The sequence below is a fragment of the Campylobacter sp. RM9334 genome (genome assembly GCF_020138145.1).
In the GTDB taxonomy this organism is placed as follows: Bacteria; Campylobacterota; Campylobacteria; order Campylobacterales; family Campylobacteraceae; genus Campylobacter_E.
Genome location: NZ_JACGAX010000009.1, coordinates 22,061 through 43,360, shown reverse-complemented (window position 1 = coordinate 43,360; position 21,300 = coordinate 22,061). Strand labels below are relative to the sequence as shown.

At 28.3% G+C, this 21,300-nt stretch carries 18 protein-coding genes; 14 read left to right on the top strand and 4 right to left on the bottom strand.

The genetic code is table 11. The annotated features are described in order from the left end of the window. Positions 1-10 precede the first annotated feature (10 nt). Genes pgi through AVBRAN9334_RS05320 form a run of 4 tightly spaced genes read right to left on the bottom strand, consistent with a single transcriptional unit; the run spans position 11 to position 4,553 of the window. Entirely contained in the window at positions 11-1,648 is a 1,638-nt protein-coding gene (gene pgi / locus AVBRAN9334_RS05335) for a glucose-6-phosphate isomerase (RefSeq protein ID WP_214120226.1), read from the bottom strand. Next, on the bottom strand, positions 1,648-2,619 hold the full coding sequence (locus AVBRAN9334_RS05330) for a glucokinase (RefSeq protein WP_214117926.1): 972 nt from the start codon (positions 2,617-2,619) through the stop codon (positions 1,648-1,650). The genes pgi and AVBRAN9334_RS05330 overlap by 1 nt, the downstream gene beginning before the upstream one ends. Continuing rightward, a complete protein-coding gene (gene pgl / locus AVBRAN9334_RS05325; RefSeq protein WP_336607207.1) occupies positions 2,600-3,271 on the bottom strand; it encodes a 6-phosphogluconolactonase in 672 nt (223 codons plus the stop codon). The genes AVBRAN9334_RS05330 and pgl overlap by 20 nt, the downstream gene beginning before the upstream one ends. Before the next feature lies 1 nt (position 3,272). Then, positions 3,273-4,553 (bottom strand): glucose-6-phosphate dehydrogenase, encoded by a 1,281-nt coding sequence (locus AVBRAN9334_RS05320; protein WP_336607206.1) that lies wholly within the window; start codon positions 4,551-4,553, stop codon positions 3,273-3,275. 112 nt (positions 4,554-4,665) lie between these two features. Between AVBRAN9334_RS05320 and edd the strand changes: the two genes are divergently transcribed. From edd to AVBRAN9334_RS05250, 14 genes are all read left to right on the top strand, one after another. Further along, on the top strand, positions 4,666-6,462 hold the full coding sequence (edd, locus tag AVBRAN9334_RS05315; RefSeq protein ID WP_336607205.1) for a phosphogluconate dehydratase: 1,797 nt from the start codon (positions 4,666-4,668) through the stop codon (positions 6,460-6,462). A 10-nt stretch (positions 6,463-6,472) separates the two neighbouring features. Then, complete coding sequence (locus AVBRAN9334_RS05310) at positions 6,473-7,099, top strand: bifunctional 4-hydroxy-2-oxoglutarate aldolase/2-dehydro-3-deoxy-phosphogluconate aldolase (protein WP_336607204.1); 627 nt, start codon at positions 6,473-6,475, stop codon at positions 7,097-7,099. 270 nt (positions 7,100-7,369) lie between these two features. After that, positions 7,370-8,467: a hydrogenase small subunit gene (locus tag AVBRAN9334_RS05305; protein ID WP_214117931.1), complete on the top strand. Its 1,098-nt coding sequence runs from the start codon at positions 7,370-7,372 to the stop codon at positions 8,465-8,467. A gap of 3 nt (positions 8,468-8,470) precedes the next feature. Beyond that, positions 8,471-10,177, top strand: a complete 1,707-nt coding sequence (locus AVBRAN9334_RS05300; RefSeq protein WP_214120223.1) for a nickel-dependent hydrogenase large subunit — start codon at positions 8,471-8,473, stop codon at positions 10,175-10,177. A 1-nt stretch (position 10,178) separates the two neighbouring features. Beyond that, positions 10,179-10,826 (top strand): Ni/Fe-hydrogenase, b-type cytochrome subunit, encoded by a 648-nt coding sequence (cybH, locus tag AVBRAN9334_RS05295; RefSeq protein WP_214120222.1) that lies wholly within the window; start codon positions 10,179-10,181, stop codon positions 10,824-10,826. Then, positions 10,823-11,395, top strand: coding sequence for a HyaD/HybD family hydrogenase maturation endopeptidase (locus AVBRAN9334_RS05290; protein WP_336607203.1), 573 nt, complete (start codon positions 10,823-10,825; stop codon positions 11,393-11,395). The genes cybH and AVBRAN9334_RS05290 overlap by 4 nt, the downstream gene beginning before the upstream one ends. After that, on the top strand, positions 11,385-12,527 hold the full coding sequence (locus tag AVBRAN9334_RS05285) for a hypothetical protein (protein WP_336607202.1): 1,143 nt from the start codon (positions 11,385-11,387) through the stop codon (positions 12,525-12,527). Before AVBRAN9334_RS05290 ends, AVBRAN9334_RS05285 begins: the two co-directional genes overlap by 11 nt. After that, a complete protein-coding gene (gene hypF / locus AVBRAN9334_RS05280) occupies positions 12,511-14,631 on the top strand; it encodes a carbamoyltransferase HypF (RefSeq protein WP_336607201.1) in 2,121 nt (706 codons plus the stop codon). Before AVBRAN9334_RS05285 ends, hypF begins: the two co-directional genes overlap by 17 nt. A 46-nt stretch (positions 14,632-14,677) precedes the next feature. Then, positions 14,678-15,088, top strand: coding sequence for a large-conductance mechanosensitive channel protein MscL (gene mscL, locus AVBRAN9334_RS05275; protein ID WP_336607200.1), 411 nt, complete (start codon positions 14,678-14,680; stop codon positions 15,086-15,088). A gap of 45 nt (positions 15,089-15,133) precedes the next feature. Continuing rightward, complete coding sequence (locus AVBRAN9334_RS05270) at positions 15,134-15,760, top strand: tetratricopeptide repeat protein (RefSeq protein WP_336607199.1); 627 nt, start codon at positions 15,134-15,136, stop codon at positions 15,758-15,760. Beyond that, the gene (locus tag AVBRAN9334_RS05265; RefSeq protein WP_336607198.1) at positions 15,757-16,797 is read left to right on the top strand and encodes a hypothetical protein; all 1,041 of its coding nucleotides are present in this window, start codon (positions 15,757-15,759) and stop codon (positions 16,795-16,797) included. The genes AVBRAN9334_RS05270 and AVBRAN9334_RS05265 overlap by 4 nt, the downstream gene beginning before the upstream one ends. After that, positions 16,794-17,672, top strand: a complete 879-nt coding sequence (locus AVBRAN9334_RS05260) for a hypothetical protein (RefSeq protein ID WP_336607197.1) — start codon at positions 16,794-16,796, stop codon at positions 17,670-17,672. Before AVBRAN9334_RS05265 ends, AVBRAN9334_RS05260 begins: the two co-directional genes overlap by 4 nt. An 86-nt stretch (positions 17,673-17,758) precedes the next feature. Further along, positions 17,759-19,891, top strand: coding sequence for an AAA family ATPase (locus AVBRAN9334_RS05255; RefSeq protein ID WP_336607196.1), 2,133 nt, complete (start codon positions 17,759-17,761; stop codon positions 19,889-19,891). Then, positions 19,888-21,219 (top strand): McrC family protein, encoded by a 1,332-nt coding sequence (locus AVBRAN9334_RS05250; protein WP_336607195.1) that lies wholly within the window; start codon positions 19,888-19,890, stop codon positions 21,217-21,219. Before AVBRAN9334_RS05255 ends, AVBRAN9334_RS05250 begins: the two co-directional genes overlap by 4 nt. Positions 21,220-21,300 lie beyond the last annotated feature (81 nt).

Sequence of the window (21,300 nt, the reverse complement as noted above, 5' to 3'; positions counted from 1 at the left end):
ATTCCTAAAATTATTTTTTATTAAACTCTTTATATAATTTTATTAGATTTGTAGTTGAGCTATCGTGCTCGTAACTTACGTCACTTCTTAGCTCTTCAAGTATTGTTTTAGCTAAAGTTTTGCCTAATTCAACGCCAAATTGGTCAAAACTATTTATCCCCCAAATCACACCTTGAACGAATATTTTATGCTCATATAATGCAATTAGGCTACCTAGATTTCTAGGGCTTATTCTTTCTAATAAAATCGTATTGCTAGGGCGATTTCCCGAAAATTCTTTATGTGGGATTAGCTTTTCTATCTCACTTTCACTTAAATTACTTTTACTAAGTTCAGCTCTTACTTCATCCTTGTTTTTGCCTTTCATAAAGGCTTCAGCTTGAGCGAATACATTGCTAATTAAAATTTCGTGGTGTTCTGGCATATCGTGTGGTTTTTCAAGACTTACTATTAAATCAATCGGACTTATATGAGTTCCTTGATGAAGTAGTTGAAAAAATGCGTGTTGAGCGTTAATTCCTGTTTCACCCCAAATGATTGGAGAAGTTTCGTAATTAATTAATTCCCCATTTTTACTAACTTGTTTTCCATTACTTTCCATATCAAGTTGTTGAATAAATCTTGGAAAATGCTTTAAATATTCATCATAAGGTGCGATTATATGTGAGCCACCACCATAAAAATTAATATACCAAATACCTATTAAAGCTAAAATTACAGGCAAGTTTTTAGAATATTCAGCCGAGCTAAAATGCGAATCCATTAAATACGCGCCTTCTAGCATTTGCCAAAAATGTTCTTTTCCTAAATAAATCATAATAGGAAGACCAATTGCAGACCACAAACTATAACGCCCGCCGACCCAGTTCCAAAACTCAAACATATTATTACTATCTATTCCAAATTCTTCAACAGCTTTTTTATTAGTTGAAACTGCTACGAAATGTTTAGCTACAAAGCGTTTATTAACTGCGTGATTTAAAAACCACTCTCTAGCAGTTAAGGCATTTGTTAGGGTTTCTTGAGTTACGAATGTTTTTGACGCTATTATAAAAAGTGTAGTTTCTGGATGAACGCTATCTAATACATTTTGTAATTTTGAGCCATCTACGTTTGATACAAAGTGCATTTTTAGTCTTGGGTGTGCGTATTTTTTCAAAGCATCACAAGCCATCAATGGTCCTAAATCAGAGCCACCAATTCCTATATTTACAATATCAGTTATTACTTGATTTGTATAGCCTAGCCACTCGCCTGATCTTATTGCGTGAGAGAATTTCTCCATTTTGTTAAGCACTGCATTTACATCATCCATTATGTTTTCATTATCTACATAAATAGGTGTATTTATACGATTTCTAAGAGCAATATGTAAAGCCGCTCTATTTTCTGTGGTATTAATCTTTTTACCACTAAACATATCTTTAATGTTTTGTTCTAAATTAGCTTCTTTTGCAAGATTAATAAGATTGCTTAAAATCTCTTCATCTATTCTATTTTTAGAATAATCAACCTTAATCCCACCAACTTCTAAAAAGTATTTATTCGCTCTATTATTATCATTAGCAAATAATTCTTTCATATGAGTATCTTTTGATTTGTTGTATAAAGACCATAATTTTTCATAGCTTTTTAATTTGCTTAACATTATTTATCCTTTAAATGATTTTGCAGTGCCACACTAGCGCCGTTTATACCTGGAAATTTTGATAAAACCACAAATACAGGAATTGCTGCTAAATAACTATCAAATCTACCTTTATTCTCAAATCTTGCTCTAAATGATGAGTGTTTAAAATACTCTAATATCTTAGGAATTATTCCACCACAAATATAAACACCGCCCCTAGCACCTAGAGTTAATGCTAGATTTGAAGCAATTGTTCCTAGCATTGCACAAAATATATCAAGACTTAATCTACATAAAGCTGATTTTTCGCTTAATGCTAGTTCGCTAATTTTACTAGCGTCTAAAGTATCATTTATACCTTCTTTATGTGCTAAAGCTTCATATATTAGCTCAAGTCCCATTCCGCTAAGCAATCTTTCAGCCGATACATGCCCGAATTTGTTTTTTGCATAATGCCAAATCATTGATTCAATCTCATCAAAAGGTGCAAAGCTAACATGTCCACCTTCACCTGATAGTGCAATATAACCATTTTTACTAGGGATTAATCCACTAACTCCAAGTCCTGTTCCAGGCCCTAAAACAGCTTTTACGCAATTTTCTTCAGCTTCTCTTCCACCAATTTGAACTAATTCATCACTATTTAATTTTGTAATAGCAAGTGCTTGAGCAGTAAAATCATTTAGAATTAATAAAGTATCAAATCCTAATGCAAGTCTTGTGGTATTGATTGAAAAAGCCCAATGATTATTAGTCATTTGTATAAAATCACTTGTAACAGGATTTGCCATTGCAAAAGCAGCGTGTTTTACATTTACATTTTTATCTTTTAAATACGCTCTTACAGCATCTATTATAGTATCGTAGTCTTTGCATTGTAAGACTTCTATTTTATCTATATTTCCTGATTTAAATTCTAATGCAAATCGAGCATTAGTTCCACCAATATCTGCTAATAATCTTGGATATTCATTTTGCGTAATAGACATCTAAATTTCCTTTTGAATTAATTACATAACTTATTGGATATTTTTTATTTTTTTCTTTACAAGCTAATAAAAATACTTGATATTTCTCATCTCCACTGATATTTAAAAATATTCTTTTAGCTTTTAATATGCTTTCTAAACTAAGGCTAATTCTATCGTAATTAGGAGTTTTTACTATGTGATAAGCTTGGTTTTCATCACTTAATAATTCATCTAAATTAGCAGCCGTTGGAAAGATTGATGCAGTATGAGCATCAGCTCCCATACCTAAAATCAAAATATCAGGAGTTTGATAAATATTATTAGCGTGGTTTTTTAAAGCTTCATAATCATTAATTAATTCATCTTTAATGCAAGTAATTAAATTAGCCTTACTAGCGTCATTTTGTAATAGATTTTGCTTTACTAGATTTGTATTACTATCTTCGTGATTTGTAGGTAAAATCCTTTCATCTACTAAAAATACATTTACTTTAGTCCAGTCAAGCTTTTCTTTACTTAATTTAATAAATAAATCTTTAGGACTTTTACCACCTGATACATAAAAATTTACGCTACCTTTACTATTAATACATTCATTTAATGAAAATACTAATTCTTTATATAAAGCGATTTCGCTTATGTTTTTGTCATTGAATGTAAATAATCTCATCTTAGTCCTTAAAAATAATTTCATTTGTGTAGGCTTTGTATTTATGCATTGTAAAATCATCATTATCAATTACATCTTGCACCCATTTCCAAGCACTCTCTAGCTCATCTTTTTCATTAAATGAACTTAAATCTTTATTAATTACATTTAAAAGTAATCTTTCATAAGGTGGCATTTTTTCAATATCACAAATTCCTATTTCAAATTCTTTAAACTCTTCGGCTATTTTTAAAAGGAATTTGATTTTAGGTTTTGGTTGGATTTCTATATACATTTTTCCACCATTTTTAAAGTCAATATCAAAATATACTTTATTTTCAGCCATTCTTTTGCCTGTTGCAAGTTTTATTAAAACGCCTTTGTAATTTTCTTGATTTGAACTAGTTTTAATTGATACGAAAGTTTCTGTCCTACTATCTTTAGCTACATTTAATTCGTCTAAATAACTTAAGCTATCTTCATTAGCTTCATATTGAGCTTTAATTACATTTTTAAAATCAATTTTTTCAAGTGAGTTAAAAAACTCAAGCTTAGCTTTTCTAATATTAGTTGAATTAATATCAATCATAAATAAAGCTAACATTTGTAACATATGATTTTGTAACATATCTCTTAAAGCACCGCAACTATCATAAAACTCTCCACGACTTTCAACACCTAAACGCTCTAAAACATATAAATTAATGCTTTTTACATAGTCTTTATTAAGTAGTGCATTAAAATGTGGATTTTGTTTTCTAAACTCAAATAATTCTTTAACCATACTTTTACCAAGATAATGATCAATTCTATAAATTTGTTCTTCTTTATAATATTTTGCTACGCTTTCATTGATTGCTCTGCATTCATTTAAGCTCATTCCTAAAGGTTTTTCAAGAACTATTCTAACATTGTCTTTATTTATATTTAATTCGCTTAAATTCTTACAGCAAGTGATGAAAAATTCAGGCGAAATTGAAAAATATATAATAGTATCTTTACCATCTCTTAAATTGTTTTTAAGTTTTTTAAAATCTTCAAGATTATTAATATCTACGCTCTCATAAGATATTTTTTCTAAAAAATCGTTCCATTTTGTAGTATCTTTTAAATGGATTTTTGATTTGTCGTTTAATTTTTGCTTAAATTCTTCTAAGCTAAGCTTGCTTCTACCTGTAGCAAGTATTTTAAAATCTTCGTGAAGCAAGTCATTTAAAAAGGCTTCATAAAGTGAAGGAAAAAGTTTTCTAAGAGCTAAATCTCCAGTAGCTCCGAATAATAAAAAATCAAAATTAGTTTTCATAAATAATCCCTAAATAAAAATAATTTTTTAAATCTTACTAAAAAGGATTTAACATTAATAACATTTATTTATTTATAATAAATCAAATATTTTAAATGAAAGAAGCTTATTTATGACAAATAAAAAATTATTAGAAATCACTGAAAAGATTATAAAAAGAAGTGAAAAAACTAGAAAAGATTATCTTAATTTAATAGATAATGCTAATGAAAAAATCAATCGCTCAAAGTTAGGTTGTGCTAATTTAGCTCACGCTTACGCAGCAATTCCTGAAAGCGTAAGAGAAAAATTAAATAATTCAAATAGCACTCATTTAGCTATTATTTCAAGCTATAACGATGTTTTATCAGCTCATGAACCTTACAAGGATTATCCTTTAAAATTAAAGCAATCTTGTATAAAAGAAGGTGTAAGCGTTCAAGTTGCAAGCTGCACTCCTTCAATGTGTGATGGTATTACTCAAGGCTATGATGGTATGCAACTTAGCCTTTATTCTCGTGATGTAATAGCTATGAGCACAGCGATTGGATTATCTCATAATATTTTTGATGGGGCGTTTTATCTTGGAGTGTGTGATAAGATAGTTCCTGGGCTTTTAATGGGAGCGTTAAGATTTGGGCAATTACCTGCTATGTTTATTCCAAGTGGTCCTATGCCAACAGGACTTAGTAATTCTGATAAAAGTATTGCTAGAGAAAAATACGCTCAAGGACTTATTTCTAAGCAAGATTTATTAAATACTGAAATGAAAATGTATCATAGTTCAGGCACTTGCACCTTTTATGGAACTGCTAATTCAAATCAAGTTATGATTGAATTATTAGGTCTTCATATGCCAAATTCTGCTTTTATTAATCCAAATACAAAGCTAAGAGAAAAAATAATTGATTTTAGTGCTAGACATTTTGCAAAAGGTGTAAAAGATAAAAGTATTTTACCAATAGGTAAAATGATAGATGAAAAAAGTATAGTAAATGCAATAGTAGGGCTTATGGCAACAGGTGGCTCAACCAATCATACTTTACACTTAATTGCAATTGCAAAGGCTGCGGGAATTATTATTAATTGGGATGATTTTAATGATATTTCAAATATTACTCCACTTTTAGCTAAGGTTTATCCTAATGGTAAGGCTGATATAAATGATTTTTATGAAGCTGGTGGATTGTCGTTTGTGATTAATGAATTATTAAATAATGGTGCATTACATGATGATGTAAATACTATAGCAGGGTTTGGGCTTAGCAATTATACGAAAGATCCTATTTTAAAAGATGATGAAATTACTTATGAAAAATGCCTTGAAAATAGCAGAAATGTTGAAATAATCACGACTTATGATAAGCCATTTAGCACTACAGGTGGGCTAAAAGTTTTAAGTGGAAATATTGGTCGCTCGGTAATTAAAGTAAGTGCTGTAAGCGATGATAATTTATATATTAAACAAAGAGCTATCGTATTTAACGATCAACTTGAGTTAATGAAAGCTTACGAAAAAGGCGAATTAAATAAAGACTTCATAGCAGTTGTAAAATATCAAGGCCCAAGAGCAAATGGAATGCCTGAACTTCATAAATTAATTCCACCTTTAGGGGTATTAATGTCTAAAGGATATAAAGTTGCATTAATTACTGATGGTAGAATGAGTGGGGCTAGTGGAAAAGTTCCTGCAGCAATTCATACAAGTCCTGAAGCCTTGTTAAATGGAAATATTGCTAAGATTAAAGATGGGGATTTGATAGAATTTGACGCAGTTAATGGCACTTTAAATGTATTAGAAGATGATTTCTTAACTAGAGAAATTAAGCATATTGATTTAAGTGCAAATGAGTTAGGTAGTGGTAGAGAGCTTTTCAAAGCTTTAAGAAATAGTTGTTTAAGCGCCGAAGAAGGCGGAGTAAGTTTTTAAGGAAAAAATAATGAACGCAAGAGAAATTTTAAAAATAAATCCAGTAATTCCTGTGATAGCAATTGATGATATAAATGATGCCTTACCTTTAGCTAAGGCTTTAGTTTCAGGTGGAGTAAGAGTGCTTGAAATTACTCTTAGAACTCCTGTAGGTCTAAAAGCAATTGAGTTAATTAGTAAAGAAGTTCCTGAAGCAATCGTTGGAGCAGGAACAGTAATTAACGCTAAGCAATATAAAGATGTTGTTAATGCTGGTGCAAAGTTTGCAATAAGTCCAGGTATTACTGAAAAATTATTAAAAGAGATTGATTATAAAATCCCTTTAATAGCAGGTATTGCAAGTCCAGCAGAGCTAATGCTTGGGCTTGAATATGGGCTTGATACCTTTAAATTATTTCCTGCTAGTGTTGTTGGTGGAGTGCCTATGTTAAAGGCTATTTATGGGCCATTTAGTGATGTTAGATTTTGTCCTACGGGTGGTATTAGCGAAAATAATGCTAAAGAATATTTAAGCCAACCAAATGTGCTTTGCGTTGGTGGTTCTTGGCTTGCACCAAAAGAGCTAATAAAGGCTAAAAATTGGGATGAAATCACAAATATTGCAAGAAAAACTTTAGAGTTAAAAAATACTTTATAAGGCTTTTATTTATAAGTAGGCTTAGTGCGAAAACTAAGCCTATAAAAATTAAATTCTTTACTTAAAAACATTAGCAAGATTAGAATTTAAATTAGCATAAACCAATTAAGCAAAAACTTTAATAAAATAATATTTTTAAGTTTAATTGTAAGAATTTTATAAAAAATTCAATTATCAAAATTAAATAATTTTAAGATTTATTTTGTCTTTTTTGTAACTTTTAGATTTTAAAAAAATACTATTATTAATAAATTTTTTTAAGGAGAGATTATGCAAATAAATCCTAATAATAAAAAAGATTTAATGCAAATACTAGGCGAACACGGCTTTAGTAGAAGAGATTTTTTGAAATGGTCTAGTGGAATGGCTACTATGCTAGGACTTGGAGCTACTTTTGCACCAAGTATTGCAAATGCTGTTGAAAATAATGCTAGCAACACCCCAGTAATTTGGCTTCATATGGCAGAATGCACAGGCTGTAGTGAGAGTTTATTAAGAAGCGATGCACCTACTATTGATAGTTTGATATTTGATTATTTAAATATTGAATATCACGAAACTGTTATGGCAGCAAGTGGTCATCAAGCTGATGAGAATTTAGAAAACGCTATTAAAAAACACGCAGGAAAATATGTATTGTTAGTAGAAGGTGCAGTTCCTGCAGGAAGCTCTAGTTTTTATCTAACTTTAGGTGCTAAAGGGCATACAGGCGAAGAAATAGCAAAAAATGCCTGCGCTAATGCAGCTGCTATTTTAGCAATTGGCACTTGCTCAAGCTTTGGTGGTATTCAAGCAGCAGCACCAAATCCAACAAATGCAGTTCCGATTAGTAAAATCACAAATAAAAGCGTAATTAATGTCCCAGGTTGTCCGCCTAGTGAAAAAAATATCGTAGGTTCAATCTTACAAATATTATTATTTGGAACAATGCCACTTGATAATTTTAATCGTCCAAAATGGGCATACGAGCATAGAATTCACGATTATTGTGAGCGTAGGGGACATTTTGATGCGGGTGAGTTCGTAGAAAGTTTTGGCGATGAAGGTGCAAAGAAAGGCTATTGTCTTTATAAAGTAGGATGTAAAGGTCCATATACATTTAATAATTGTGCTAAGCAAAGATTTAATCAGCACATAAATTGGCCTATTGGTGCAGGACATGGGTGTATAGGTTGCTCTGAGCCTGATTTTTGGGATAGTATGAGAACTTACGAAGAACCTTTAAAATCACATTTATTTCAAAGCGTATTTAGCGGAATGGGTGCTGATGCTATGAGTGATAAAATAGGCATTGGTGTTTTAACTCTAACAGGAGTAGCAATAGCTGCTCACGCAACAATTTCAGCAATTAAAAAAGACAAGGAATAAAAAATGCAAAAAATAGTAGTAGATCCAATTACAAGAATTGAAGGACATTTAAGAGTAGAAGTAATAGTTGATGATGCAAATGTAGTAACTGATGCTTATGCGGGTTCAACATTATGGCGTGGAATTGAAACTATTGTAAAAGGAAGAGACCCTAGAGATGTTGGCTTTATGACTCAAAGAATTTGTGGAGTTTGCACTTATTCGCATTATAGAGCAGGTATTGAAGCGGCTGAAAATGCTTTAGGTATAGTTCCACCAAAAAATGCAAAACTTACAAGAACATTAATGAATGCAGCTTTATATATGCACGATCATTGTGTGCATTTTTATCAATTACACGGGCTTGATTTTGTTGATGTAGTGAGTGCCTTAAGTGCTGATCCAGCAAAAGCTGAAGCTGAAGCTTTAAAATGGTGTGATAAGCCTTTAGTTTGTGGTGTAGGAGAACTTAAAGCAGTTCAAGAAAAATTAAAAACATTCGTAGATAAAGGAGAATTAGGAATATTTGCGAATGCTTATTGGGGACATAAAACTTATCGCTTTAGCCCAGAGCAAAACTTAGTAGCGTTAAGCCATTATTTAGAATGTTTAAAAGTGCAAAGAACAGCAGCACAATTAATGGCTATTTTTGGTGCAAAACAACCACACCCACAAAGCTTAACCGTAGGTGGTGTAACTTGCGTTATGGATATACTTGACCCTGCTAGAATTGGCGAGTATAAAACTAAATTCTTAGAAATTAGCGATTTTATTCATCGTGCTTATTTAGCTGATATTAAGATGGCTGCAGCTGTTTATAAAAATGAGCCAAGTGTAATGAATGATGTTGGCGTTGATAATTTCATGTGTGCTGATGAGTTTTATTTAGGAGATGATTATTTATTTAAAGGTGGAATTGTAACTAATATGCTAAGCAATCCTGTATTAGGTGCTATTGATGAGAGCAAAATCACAGAAGAAGCAACAAGGTCTTGGTATAAAAACGATAAAGCATTACACCCTTATGATGGCGAACAAGAGCCAAATTATACAGGTCTAAAAGATGAAAAAACTCTAAACGCTAAAGGCGAATTAGAAGATTCTAAAGTATTTGATATGAATGGAAAATATAGCTGGATTAAAGCTCCAAGATATGATAATTTACCTGTTCAAGTAGGACCACTTGCTACTATAGTTGTAAATTATTTAGCTAAAAATCCAATCGTTACAAAAGAAGTTGACGCTTTATTAGCTGAATTAAATATTGAGCTTAAAGACTTACTTAGCACTTTAGGAAGAACTGCAGCAAGAATGATTGAAGCAAAAATAATAAGCGAACACGCACTTAAAGCTCTTGATAGTTTAGTTGAAAATCTAAAAGTAGATCAAAGCACTTGCGCTCCATATAAAATAGATAATTCTAAAGAATACAAAGGTCGCTTTATAGGTAATGCTCCTAGGGGAATGCTAAGTCATTGGATTAGAATTAAAGATGGTATAGTGCAAAATTATCAAGCAGTAGTTCCATCTACTTGGAACGCAAGTCCTAAAGATGCAAATGGTAAAATGGGAACTTATGAAGCTTGTTTAATTGGTCTAAAGATTGAAGATTTAACCAAGCCACTTGAAATTATTAGAAAAATACATTCGTATGATCCTTGCATTGCTTGTGCTGTGCATGTGTTAGATAAAAAAGGTAATAAGTTAGGCGAATATAAAGTAGGAGTTTGATATGAAACATTATGAGTTTTCAATAGGGCTTAGAGCAACTCATTGGCTAAGAGCATTTGCTATTTTAGCCCTTTGTATAAGTGGCTTTTATATTGCTAGTGTGTTTATTGCACCTGATAAATCAACCGAGCCAAATCTATTTATGCAGGCTAAATTTCGTTTCGTGCACAATGTAGCTGGGTTTGTTTTATTAGCTTGTTTTATTTTTAAACTTTATCTTTTTATATTTGATAAGCTTAGTAAAAAAGAAAGAGTTAGTATTAAAGATTGCTTTAGTTTAAGAGTATGGATAGAGCAAATTAAGTTTTATTTATTTTTAGGAAAACACCCGCATTTAAAAGGTGTATATAATCCACTTCAGTTTGTGAGTTATTTTTTCTTTTATATTGTTTTAGCATTATTAATAATCACAGGTTTTGTGTTATATATTAATGTTTATCACGAAGGTTTTGCTGGTGCAATAACTCCTTTTGTTAAACCATTTGAAGTAATGTTTGGCGGACTTGCAAATGTTAGGATAATTCATCATATTTTAACTTGGGTTACTATGATTTTTGTTGGTGTTCATATTTATATGGCAGTGTTTAATGCAATTAAAGGTAAAGATGGTGCAATGGATGCTATTTTTAGTGGATATAAATACAAATGAGAGTTTTAGTCCTAGGAATTGGAAATATTTTAATAGGAGATGAAGGAGCTGGAGTTATTTTTCTTGAGTATTTTAGGAAAAATCTAGCTCCTAATATTTATATTAAAGAAGAATTTAAAAATCAAGATTCGCATCAATTAGTATTTTTAGACGGCGGGACAATGGCTATGAATTTAGCTCATATAATTGCTGATTTTGATAAAGTTTATGTGATTGATTGTATAAATGCTGATGATTTAGAAGTGGGCGATGTTGTGTTTTTTGACTATGACAAAGTGCCAAGTAATATAAATTATCAAGGAAGTGCTCACGAACTTGAAATGCAAATGATGCTTAATTTTATGAGTTTAGTAGGCGATTTGCCAGTTTGCAAAATCTTAGGCATTGTGCCTAAAAGACTTGAACCTATGAAAATATCTTTAAGCGATGAGGTTAAAAAATCTTTTGCTTTAATGCAAAAATGTCTTTTAGAAGAGCTTAAACAAGATGGATTTTTGTTAGAATTTAAAAATGATTTTAGTATAGAACAAGCGATAGAAAATTATAGGAATTTAAGCAGTGTTAATTAGATATGATTTCAAAATAAAATTAAAAGATTTCGGATTATTTTTATTAAAAATTGCCAAGATAAATAATGTAAATTATAAGCTTTATTATGAAGATGATGAGTTTTCTTTAGTTATAGATGATAATGAAGATAAAGTTTTAGCCTTTAATGAATATTTTAAAAAAATACCTTATTTTTTATTTTTAGAAGATTTTAAAATAGAGCTAGAAAATACACAGAAAACAAAAGAATTTGAAATTGAAATTCCAAGATTGCCTTTAAACTTATGTGATGAAGTTTTTGATGATTTAGGTTTAAATGAGTTAGATTATACTAAAACAACAAAAAGTGATTTTGTAATAATTGCTAATTATGAATTATTACAAAAGGCTTTTATTTGTGATAAAAATACTCAAATTTTACTTAATGCTTATGAAAAACCATTTGTAAAATTAGCTTTAAAACCACTTTATAAAAAAGCACATAATTTAGGAGATTTTTTATATGTATCATTTGCTAATAGCAAAAAGCTTTTTAATGAGTTAAAAAATACAGATGAGCTTTATTTTGTAAAAAAGCCTAAAGATTTATTATTAATAGCTCCTTTTGCTGATACATTTTGTGTAATTAATAATCCGTATTCAAATCAATTATCAACTGCTTTTAATATTGATAAATTAAGCTTTAATATCCCTAAAAATAAAGATGAATTAATAAAATTATTACTTAGCTTAGAACAAGGCGAAAAATTATTAAAAAATTATCAAGAAAAGTTCATTTTAAATGAGTTTAGTTTAGAAAATAAAAATATATTTTCATTAATAAAATTAGCAGATATTTTGCTAGATTCTGATATTTTAAAAGTAGTGCCAAATACTTATACAAAGGGAGTTAGAATTGATTGTGAGATTAATGAAGATGGCTTAAATGTAGCTAAGTTTATCTCATCAATTATGAGCTTTAGATTAGCAAATGCAGCTTTAATAGAAGTTGGTGTTTTTGAAGCACTTGTTTTAATGATAGGAAAACTTAACGAAAACGAGCGTGAGATTTGTTCAAAGCTTATGAATTATCAGAGTTTTTTAAATTACAATGCGTTTTTAAACAAGCAATTTAAGTTCAGTAAATGGGCTAATTGTGAGTGTTTTAATTAAGCTTAGTGGCAGGGTGCAAGGAGTTGGATTTCGCCCTGAAGTTTGCAAATTAGCCAAAGCAAAAAAGCTAAATGGCTATATCTTAAATGATACTTTAGGAGTTAGCTTGGCACTTGATTGTGATGAAAAAATAGCAAAAGTTTTTATAAAAGACTTAAAACAAATTCTTAAAAAAAATCGTCCATTAGCAAGTATAGAAAAAGTAAAAATAATTAAAACAAATGAAGCTTATAATGATTTTGTTATTAAAAAACCAAGCAAAGATAAGCGTAATCTTGCAGTGATTTTGCCTGATTTCGCTCCTTGTAAGGATTGTATAAAAGAGCTTAATAATCCTAAATTAAAAAGAAGATTTAATCACGCCTTTATAAATTGCACTAATTGTGGCACTAGATTTAGTGTAATTTCTAAAATCCCTTACGATAGAACAAACACTTCTATGAGTGTTTTTAAAATGTGTAAAAATTGCGATAGTGAATATAATAATCTTAATGATAGGAGATTTTACGCAGAGCCTATTGCTTGTAATGATTGTGGGGCTAAGCTTAATTTTGATTTAGCAAAGGCTGTTAAATACCTAAAAGCTGGAAAAATAGTAGCTTTAAAAGGCGTTGGTGGGTTTAATTTATTATGCAATGCTAATGATTTTAATGCGGTAAATAAATTAAGAATGCTAAAAAATAGAGCTTTAAAACCACTTGCAATAATGGTAAAAGATATAAAAATGGCGAAAAAATATGCTAGTTTTACTAAGTTTGAAGAGCGTATTTTAAAGAGCAAAGAGCGACCTATATTGCTACTAAAAAGCCTTAATCAGAGTGCTTTTAATATACATTTTGATTTTAAAAATATCGGAGTATTTTTGCCAAGCGCTCCAATATTTCATATATTATTTAAAGAGCTTGATTTTGCAATAGTAGCTACAAGTGCAAACAAAAGTGGCGAGATGATTTATTCTAAAAAAAGCGATTTTAAGATTTTCAAACCTGATTTAATAATAAATCATAATAGAAAAATAATTAACAAAATTGATGATAGTGTAGGGCAAGTTGTAGCCAATAAATACCATCATTTAAGAAGTGCTAGGGGCTTTAGACCTTTTTATTACGAGCATAAAATTAAAAAAAATATAAATATCCTAGCTCTTGGAATGGAAGAAAAAAACGAGTTTTTAATATACATAAACGGGCTTTGTATTAATTCGCCTTATATTGGGGATTTAAAGGATATTAGTGTTTATAATCATTTTGTAAAAACTCTAAGATTTTTTGTGAAAAATTATAAGATTAAATTTGATTATGTTTTGTGTGATTTACACCCACATTTCATTCATAGCGAAAAAATCACAAAAGAATTTGAAATAGGAATTAGCAAAAAGACAAAGATTATAAAAATCTACCATCACGCAGCCCATGCGATGAGTATTGGACTAAGAAATATTAGAGCCTTTTGTTTTGATGGCACAGGATATAAAAATAATCATCATATAAGTGGTGGCGAAGTGCTAGATATTACTAAAAACACTATAAATACAGCTTTTTGTTTTGATGAGTTTAAGCTAGTTAATGTAAAAAATAATGAATTATTAGCTTATAGTATTTTAAAAAAATACGAAATTACGTGTAAAACTAATCTAAATTATGATATAGCATTGCAAAATTGCACTATAAATACTAGCTCATTAGGTAGAATTATTGATGCTTTTGCCTTTTTAGTTTTAAGGGTCAAAAAAAACGAATTTGAAGCACATTCAGGAATGCTTATTGAGAGTTTTTATGATGAAAATATCAAAGATATTTACAAAATTGAGTTTAAAAATAATAAGATTATTTATAAGGATATTTTTGCAACTTGCTTAAATGAAAGCAAGGTTTTAGCTTGTTCAAAATTTATTAATACCATTGTTTATATTATTAAGTTTTTAAGCCCTAACAAAAGGGCGATTTTAAGTGGCGGGGTGTTTTGTAATAAAAGCATTTTAAATCTTTTGCTAAATGATAAAGAATATAAATTCTATACTCCAAAAAACGAAGCGATAAACGATGGCTGCATAGCTTTAGGGCAGTTAAACTATTTCTTAAACAATATGGAATTTAAGGATTAATTTATTATTTATTGTTAAAATCTCGCCTTTTTTTCAAGGAGAGAATATGAAAATATTACAAGAATTTAAAACATTTGCAATGCGTGGAAATGTTGTAGATTTAGCTGTGGGTGTGGTTATAGGAACTGCTTTTGGTAAGATTGTAAGCTCACTTGTGGCTGATATTATTATGCCTATTGTTGGAGTTTTAACAGGCGGAGTTGATTTTAGTGATTTAAAATTAGTTATTAAAGAAGGTGCTAAAGAAGCTGAAAATGTAACCGTTAATTATGGTTTATTTATTCAAAATATAGTTGATTTTTTAATCATTGCGTTTTCAATTTTCGTTGTTGTAAAGCTAATCAATAAGCTTAAAAAAGCAGAAAAAGAAGAAGAAAAACCAGCTCCTGCTCCAGTTCCAAGCGAAGATATAGTGCTGCTAACAGAAATCAGAGATTTATTAAAAAATAAAAACTAATTTTATTAGTATTAGCTATAATCTCCTAATTTAAAGGGGGATTTTATGCTAATTATTAAAAAATTAATTATATTTTTATTTTTTATAAGTTCTATAGAAAATATTGATAAATTAACACAATCTTCTAATATTAACGATAAAAATCAAGCTATTAAAATTTATAAATATTATTGCGACTTAAACTATGCTTTAGCTTGTTATAAACTAGGTTTAGAATATTTTAATAATGAAAAATTATTTATAAAATCGTGTGATTTAGGATATGCAAATGCTTGCAATAAATTAGCTGATATTTATATTTTAGATATAAATAAAAGTAGGTTTTATAATAAATTATCTTGCGAGTATGGTAATGATTTTGATTGTTTAGCTTCGTTTGATACAGATTCTATTGATTTTGATAGACTAGCTAAATATTGCAGAAAAAATAAAAAATATACTTGTGATTTTCTTAGAAAAGAAAGCATAAAACATAATAAAATTGATTATTTTGTAGTTTCTGATAAAAATTATGAAAGGCTTTATAAATTATGTAAAGAAGATAATTCTAAAGCTTGTTTTACTCTTGCATTAGAACTAAATAATATAAATATTTTTAGTGATATTTTATATAAAAAATCTTGTGAATTAGGTGAGAGTAAGGCTTGTATGTTTTTAAAGGATAATAAATGAGAATTTTTATAATTATTATGATATTTTTTATTAATATAAATGCTAATGAGTTTTGTGATATTTTGGTTAAAAAATATGTAAAAGATTATGATTTTATAGATAAATTTAAGGATAAATGTAAAGCAATAAATGAGATTTATTTAAGTTTAGATAATAAAGAAAAATACAAAATAAATGAAATATATTTAAAAAATTGTAATGATAAAAATTATAAATATTGTGATTATTTAAAACAACTTTATTTAAATTCTTTAATTACTGATAAAAATATTTATTTTAGAGCATTAGAGCTGGGTTGTTATGATAATAATTCTTGTTTTGATATAGTTTATGCTTTAATAAATGAGAATTCTAAAAATCAAGAATATTTTTATAAATTGCTTGAAAATAAATGTAATGAAGATAGTAGGTTTTGCTATGTTTTTATAAATTATAAATATAAAACTAATGATGATTTGATGTGTGAGAAAAACCCTAGCACTTGTTATGAATTAGCAGTTAATAAAGATGAAATTAAAAAGGCTAAATATTTAAGAAGAGCTTGTGATAATAATATAAATGAAGCTTGTATGCTAATAAAAGATTATAAAAAAGCGTGTGATAATAAATATGCTAAAGCTTGTGAAATTTTAGCTAAAGAATTTAAAGATAAAAAGGATTATAAAGCTTTAAAGCATTATATGAAATTAGCTTGTAAGTATGGTGGAAGTTGTTATAGTTATGATTTTAATCAAGATAATATGCTTAATATTTATAAAGATGAATGCGATATAACAAAACTAAATTCTTGTAAAAAATATATAGAAAATACTACTAATTTAAATAAGGATTTTTACAATAATTATTCTAAAATATATGAGAATTTGTGTTTAAATAGCAATATTATGTTTTGTAAAGATGCTGTTATGATTGAATATAAAATGAAAAATTATAAAAGAGCAAAATATTTTATAGATTATATATGTTTAAAAAATAATGATTTATGTAAAGAATTATCAATTAATTATCTAAAAGATATTTATAAGGAGGAATTATGAAAAAGATTTTAATTTTATTTTTATACTTGTTTTGTTGTTATGCAGATGATGATTATGAATGTAAAAATAATGATTTAAATGCTTGTTATAAAGTGATAAAAAGTAGTCCTTCACCTATTGATTTTTGTCAAAATGTTGAAGAGTTTAATTATAAAAAAACTTGTGCTGAATATTTTTATGATATTACAAGAGTTGCTCATCAATATCAAGCTAAGGAATTAAGAGATAAGTTATATATGGATTTTCCAAAAGTTTGCATTGATTTTATATATGCTCAAAGACATCTTTCTAATACTATAATAGAAGAAAGTTTATCTATGGCTTGCGAAATAGATTATATAAAAGCTTGCGATTTATTGGTTGAGCAAAAAATGGTAGATAATGTTAAATATGTTGAAAAATCGTGCAATGCGGGAAATTATAATGCTTGCGTTGAGCTTGAATATATAAAATTAAAAAACAATAATTTAGCGTTAGCAGAAACTGAATGCTTACAAAATAATAATTGTGAAAAAGCTTTTAATGAAGGCACAAAAAATCAAGAAATTTTATTAAAACTATGTGAAAACAAAAATGAAAAAGCTTGTTTAAGATATGCTGAATTAAACGCTAGTGAAAATAATGGAAAATATGATGAATATAGTTTAAAAGCTTGTGAAATTAATGTTAATGTTTGTATGCAAAAAGCTAAATCTTTAGAGCAATTTTTACAATTTGATTTTGAAGGCAATATCAAAACACTTAAAAGATATTATGAAATAGCTTGCGAAAAAGGACTTGATATATCTTGTGAAGAGTTTAAAAGGGTTGAAGCACTAAACCCAGATGATTATAAATTTGATGGTAAGGTAAAAACAATTAGGATTAAATTTTGATATTTTGATTAAGAATTTAAAATAGAAATTACAAGACTTATGAAATGCTAGTATTTTTGTAATTATAAAATAATTAAGGAGAAAAAATGTATATAGATGAAAATACTTTAAAATTTTATTTAGATGATGATAATTATAAGAAACTAGAAAATAGCAAGCGAGCTATTAATAAAAGATTTGATAGTGTAAAGGAAGTTTTTGAAATTATTACTGATAAAGACAATGTTTTTGATACATCAAGCATTATCAATGAAGTAAAAGAACTTTATAACAAATTAGATGTTAAAAAGCTTATAGATGATGACAATGATAATAGAGGTTTGGCTAGAATTTTTATTAATGATACTAGGTTTTATGGTATTAAAGAGCAGAATAAAGAACTACAAAAATTTTTACAATTAAACAAAGAAAGCAATAAAAAAAATATAAGAAATGACAATTTTATTACGCATTTACTTAGCATTATGGGTGGTTTTGATTTTACAGAAAATCCAAAAGTTATAAATGAATATAGAATTTTAAGTAATAAACAAAAAGAATATGATTTTGAAGGTTCTACATACTCTCAAGGGACTTGCGCTTGGATCAATTCTCATTTCTCTGATAATACTTTGTTTATAGAATTTGTTGATTTTATAAAAAATTATTATAGTAAAACAAATGAAAATATAAATAACAACCAACCAAGTATAGTTTTATGTTTTCCAGACAGAATAAGAAAAACAGATATAAAAAATTCTGAAGATGTAAAAAAAGACTATGATAAACAGCAAGAGATTTTAAAATTTCGCTTTCCGTATAAATTTATGTGGATGTGGGCGAATACTGATAATGTAATACACCCTATAAGCTTAGATGCTTTTAGAAATTTTTTAAAATCTAATTTTATGCAAGAGATTTTTGTTGAATTATTTAAAGATAAAAATTTTAAAATATTGAAATACAAATGGCATGACAATAAGGAATATAATTTCGGAGAAAACTTAGAAGAATATCCTTGGATTATCACTGATTGTCATTTTGATAGTTTTCCACAAATTTGGCAAAAAGTAAGTGATAAAATATATAGCAAGTTTTTTCAAAGCGATAGTGAAAAACCAAATAATTTACAAACACTATCAAAAGTTATATCTCTTTTATGTATAGGCGAAACTGATATGAAAAATATCTCAGATTTACTTAAAACTCATAAGCAAATCATACTTTATGGAGTGCCAGGGACAGGCAAGACTCATTCAGCTAAAGAGATTATAAAAGAATGGCAAATTAAATCACAAGAAGAAAACTTGGTAGAAAAAGCTAAGGATGATGAGAAAAATGAGCTAGATGATTGTAAATTTAGCAAACTACTTGTAAAAGAAAATAAAAATAAAAAAGATGAAGAAAAATATAAAAATATTAGCAAAGATAAAAATATAATATGGGATATAGTGCAGTTTCATCCAAATTATTCTTATCAAGATTTCATAGGTGGTATAGTTCCAAATGTAAAAAATGATGGTATCTTATCTTATACGCTAAATGATGGGATATTTAAAAAGTTTTGCGATTGTGCAAAAGAAAATAAAGATAAAAAATTTATTTTTATAATAGATGAGATAAATAGGGCTAATCTTAGTGAAGTATTTGGGGAGTTGCTTTATGCTCTTGAGTATCGTGGTGAGAGTGTAAGTGTGGCTAATTTTGATGAGTTTTGTATACCTAACAATGTCTATATCATAGGCACTATGAATAATGTGGATAAAAGCTTGGCTACATTTGATCTAGCACTTAGAAGAAGATTTGGCTTTTATGAAGTAGGTGTGGATTATGGTGCAATACATGAAGCTTTTAAAGAATATAAACAATCAAATGATGAAAAAGATAATTTTAATAATATAGATAGCTATATTCAAAGATGTATAGAACTAAATTATTTTTTATCAGGTAGTGAAGATTTAAGCGATTATGAAGAGAAGAAAGTGAAAGAGTTAGAAACTATAAAGCTAGAAAACACTCAAGATTATTACAAAATCGGTCATGCGTATTTTATGAAAATAAAAAGCTTTATAAAAGATGATGAAAAAAATATCAACCGAAGCCACTTAGAAAAGCTTTGGGTTTATCATATTGAGCCACTTTTGATGGAATATCTAGGATTAAGTTATGATGATAGCAATGTTAAAAAGAGCATAAATGAGATAAAAAAACATTTTGTTAAAAAGTTAGATGAAGAATGATAGAAATTAATAATATAAACAAGCAAGGAGAGATTAAAAGTATAGAGTTAGACGATTGCACTGAGTATAGGTATTTTTTCAACACTCAAGCAAACACACGTTTAACCATGCAAGCCATAAAAGAGCTAAAAGACAATAAGCTAGATTTTATAAATATAAGCACGAATGCTTATAAAAAAGATGATGTTAATATAATTGATTGTGATTATATTGATGAAAATAATATCATTTTAAAAACTTCTTATTATGTAGGCTTTTATTCAAAAGGCACTGTAAATATCACTATCTCTCCACGCTTTGGAGATACTATTAGGGATTATCTTTACTCATACGCTTTAGGGCTTTATCTACCTAAAAGCGTAACAGGTTCAGCAAGTTCTGAGCATAATCACTGGCTTTTATGTATGCTTTGGGTTGGCTCGCTTGAATACGCCTTAAACAAATCAAACATCCCTAAAAACTACGAAAGAATAAAGAAAAATCAAAAGTATTTTAAAGGTAGCCTAGATATATCAAATCATATAAACCATAACCTTGTAAATGCTAATAGATTTTATTGTTCTTACTCAAAGCAAACTTATAATACACCTATAAATAGAGCTATTTTAAAGGCATACAATCATTTTTTAAGGTTGGGTTTTAGTAGTATGTTAAATAGTGTTTCATCACACATTCAAATGTTAAGAGATTTTAAAGTTGGTGATGATGTGGGATTAGATGAGCTAAAAAGCATACACTATACCCCACTAAATAAAGCTTATCAAAAGGTAGTATCTTTAAGCGAGCTAATCATCAAAAATCAAGGTTCAAAATCAAGTTTTAATAATTCAAATGGTTTTGGATATTTTTTAGATTTAAGCGAAGTTTGGGAAGGGTATTTATATAAGCTAATGAGTAAAAATTTGCAAGGTTTTAAGGTTGTTAATGGTAATTTTGCTAGTAAAAATTATCTTTTTAATGATAATAAAAGAGAGCTTAGACCTGATTTTTTTATTTATAAAGATAGTAAGCTCGTAGCTGTGCTAGATGCAAAATATAAAAATTATTCTTGTTTTGGTCAAATATCTTGTGTGGATGGTGCTATAAGTAGAGAAGACTTGTATCAAATGAGTGCTTATATGTATAGATTTAACGCACCTTTGGGGATATTTTTATCTCCAAACACTGATGATGTGGCTATTGAGCAAGTAACTGGTAAAGATAGCAAAATGGCTATTTTAGGGATTAACTTAAATAGTATTAAAGAAGATGAAAGTCCAATATTAGAATTAAAAAGCAAAGAACAAATTTTTATAAGTAATTTATTATATTTATTAAAAGATTATTAATATAAAAATTATTTTAATATTTGTAATTTTTAATAATTTTATATATATTTCTAATAAATTTCATAAATTATTGGCGGATTT

Excerpts from the sequence above, each read along its gene's own strand:
- edd (WP_336607205.1), top strand. The coding sequence starts at position 4,666 with ATGACAAATAAAAAATTATTAGAAATCACTGAAAAGATTATAAAAAGA.
- AVBRAN9334_RS05260 (WP_336607197.1), top strand. The coding sequence starts at position 16,794 with ATGAAAAAGATTTTAATTTTATTTTTATACTTGTTTTGTTGTTATGCA.
- AVBRAN9334_RS05305 (WP_214117931.1), top strand. The coding sequence starts at position 7,370 with ATGCAAATAAATCCTAATAATAAAAAAGATTTAATGCAAATACTAGGC.
- AVBRAN9334_RS05290 (WP_336607203.1), top strand. The coding sequence starts at position 10,823 with ATGAGAGTTTTAGTCCTAGGAATTGGAAATATTTTAATAGGAGATGAA.
- mscL (WP_336607200.1), top strand. The coding sequence starts at position 14,678 with ATGAAAATATTACAAGAATTTAAAACATTTGCAATGCGTGGAAATGTT.
- AVBRAN9334_RS05300 (WP_214120223.1), top strand. The coding sequence starts at position 8,471 with ATGCAAAAAATAGTAGTAGATCCAATTACAAGAATTGAAGGACATTTA.
- AVBRAN9334_RS05270 (WP_336607199.1), top strand. The coding sequence starts at position 15,134 with ATGCTAATTATTAAAAAATTAATTATATTTTTATTTTTTATAAGTTCT.
- cybH (WP_214120222.1), top strand. The coding sequence starts at position 10,179 with ATGAAACATTATGAGTTTTCAATAGGGCTTAGAGCAACTCATTGGCTA.
- AVBRAN9334_RS05330 (WP_214117926.1), bottom strand. The coding sequence starts at position 2,619 with ATGTCTATTACGCAAAATGAATATCCAAGATTATTAGCAGATATTGGT.
- AVBRAN9334_RS05310 (WP_336607204.1), top strand. The coding sequence starts at position 6,473 with ATGAACGCAAGAGAAATTTTAAAAATAAATCCAGTAATTCCTGTGATA.
- pgi (WP_214120226.1), bottom strand. The coding sequence starts at position 1,648 with ATGTTAAGCAAATTAAAAAGCTATGAAAAATTATGGTCTTTATACAAC.
- AVBRAN9334_RS05265 (WP_336607198.1), top strand. The coding sequence starts at position 15,757 with ATGAGAATTTTTATAATTATTATGATATTTTTTATTAATATAAATGCT.
- pgl (WP_336607207.1), bottom strand. The coding sequence starts at position 3,271 with ATGAGATTATTTACATTCAATGACAAAAACATAAGCGAAATCGCTTTA.
- AVBRAN9334_RS05250 (WP_336607195.1), top strand. The coding sequence starts at position 19,888 with ATGATAGAAATTAATAATATAAACAAGCAAGGAGAGATTAAAAGTATA.
- AVBRAN9334_RS05320 (WP_336607206.1), bottom strand. The coding sequence starts at position 4,553 with ATGAAAACTAATTTTGATTTTTTATTATTCGGAGCTACTGGAGATTTA.
- AVBRAN9334_RS05255 (WP_336607196.1), top strand. The coding sequence starts at position 17,759 with ATGTATATAGATGAAAATACTTTAAAATTTTATTTAGATGATGATAAT.